3 protein-coding genes are annotated in these 1693 nt (G+C 45.3%); all 3 read left to right on the plus strand.

What is annotated here, in order from left to right:
• Positions 1–470: tRNA (cytosine(32)/uridine(32)-2'-O)-methyltransferase TrmJ (gene trmJ, locus V2H77_RS00670; RefSeq protein WP_341497265.1), on the plus strand; the 470-nt coding region annotated here is incomplete at its 5' end.
• A gap of 87 nt (positions 471–557) precedes the next feature.
• Positions 558–1052, plus strand: a complete 495-nt coding sequence (gene iscR / locus V2H77_RS00675; protein ID WP_139656953.1) for a Fe-S cluster assembly transcriptional regulator IscR — start codon at positions 558–560, stop codon at positions 1050–1052.
• 49 nt (positions 1053–1101) lie between these two features.
• The coding region (locus V2H77_RS00680) for an aminotransferase class V-fold PLP-dependent enzyme (RefSeq protein WP_341497266.1) at positions 1102–1693 on the plus strand (592 nt) is incomplete at its 3' end.

The raw sequence follows: 1693 nt of genomic DNA on the forward strand, positions 1-1693 counted from the left end.
TATCATGGCCGGTGGTCGAACCTCGTGAATGTGGTGAACGCAGTGTTCAGGAAGCTGCACATGCGTCGGTTGCCATTGTTTTTGGCCGTGAGCGGGTAGGGTTGACCAATGAAGAGTTGCAGAAGTGCCATTATCATCTGAATATTCCAACTAACCCGGAGTACGGTTCGTTAAATCTGGCGATGGCGGTTCAACTTGTCAGTTATGAAATTCGTATGGCCTATTTGGCGCGTCAGGATAAAAATGAACAGAAAACCGATGAGACGGAATATCCATTAGCTGATGATATGGAACGCTTTTATCATCATCTCGAATCTGTGTTAAATGATTCAGGTTTTATTCGAAAAGCGCATCCAGGCCAAATAATGAATAGATTAAGGCGGCTTTTTACCCGTGCCCGGCCTGAAGCGCAGGAACTGAATATTCTGCGTGGTATCTTGTCCTCCGTTGAGAAATGGGCGAAGAAATAGTTGAGTAAATTACTAGGTTAAATAGTTGACTAAAATACTCAGGAATGACACAATTTCGCTCATATTTCACCACGGGGTAATTCATTTATGAGATTGACATCTAAAGGGCGTTATGCAGTAACTGCCATGCTTGATGTGGCATTACACTCACAAGAAGGTCCGGTACCGTTGGCCGACATTTCTGAACGTCAGGGTATTTCCCTCTCCTATCTTGAACAACTATTTTCCCGCTTGCGCAAAAATGGTTTGGTTTCAAGTGTCCGTGGTCCGGGTGGTGGTTACTTATTGGGCAAAGATGCTAGTGAAATTGTTGTTTCCGAAGTGATTTTTGCTGTTGATGAATCAGTAGATGCTACCCGCTGTCAGGGTAGAGAAGGATGTCAGGGCGGCGATCGTTGCCTGACTCACGCCTTATGGCGCGATTTAAGCGATCGTATTACTGGTTTCCTGAGCAGTATCAGTTTAGAAGAGTTAGTCAATAACCAAGAAGTATTGGATGTTGCTGGTCGCCAGGATAACGATAAACGCCGTGCGCCTAACGGCAGAGCACAAGAAACAATTAATGTCAATCTGCGTCCATAAGCAGAGCTTGTGATGAATTGAAGTATTAGAAGTAGGGAGCATGTGAGCAATGAAATTACCAATTTATTTAGATTACTCAGCAACAACGCCGGTTGATCCGCGCGTTGCTGAAAAGATGATGAACTATCTGACCAGGGACGGGATATTTGGTAATCCCGCTTCTCGTTCACACCGTTTTGGCTGGCAGGCTGAAGAAGCGGTTGATATTGCCCGTAATCAGATTGCTGACTTGGTGGGTGCAGATCCGCGAGAAATTGTTTTTACTTCTGGCGCAACGGAATCTGACAATCTTGCCATCAAAGGCGCAGCTAATTTTTACCAGAAAAAGGGTAAGCACATCATCACCAGCAAAACTGAACATAAAGCGGTGTTGGATACTTGCCGTCAATTAGAACGTGAAGGGTTTGAAGTCACTTATTTGGCGCCTCAGAGCAACGGGTTGATTGATTTAAACGATCTGGAAGCCGCGATGCGTGATGACACCATTCTGATTTCTATCATGCATGTTAACAATGAAATTGGCGTGGTGCAGGATATTGCCGCCATCGGTGAAATGTGCCGCAGTCGCGGTATCGTTTTCCATGTTGATGCCACTCAGAGCGTGGGCAAGCTGCCAATTGACTTAACCAAACTGAAAGTCG

The organism is Photorhabdus sp. P32 (genome assembly GCF_038085095.1).
In the GTDB taxonomy this organism is placed as follows: Bacteria; Pseudomonadota; Gammaproteobacteria; order Enterobacterales; family Enterobacteriaceae; genus Photorhabdus; species Photorhabdus luminescens.

What these genes read in the sequence shown, in the direction of transcription:
- iscR (WP_139656953.1), top strand. Translation starts at nt 558, where the DNA reads ATGAGATTGACATCTAAAGGGCGTTATGCAGTAACTGCCATGCTTGAT.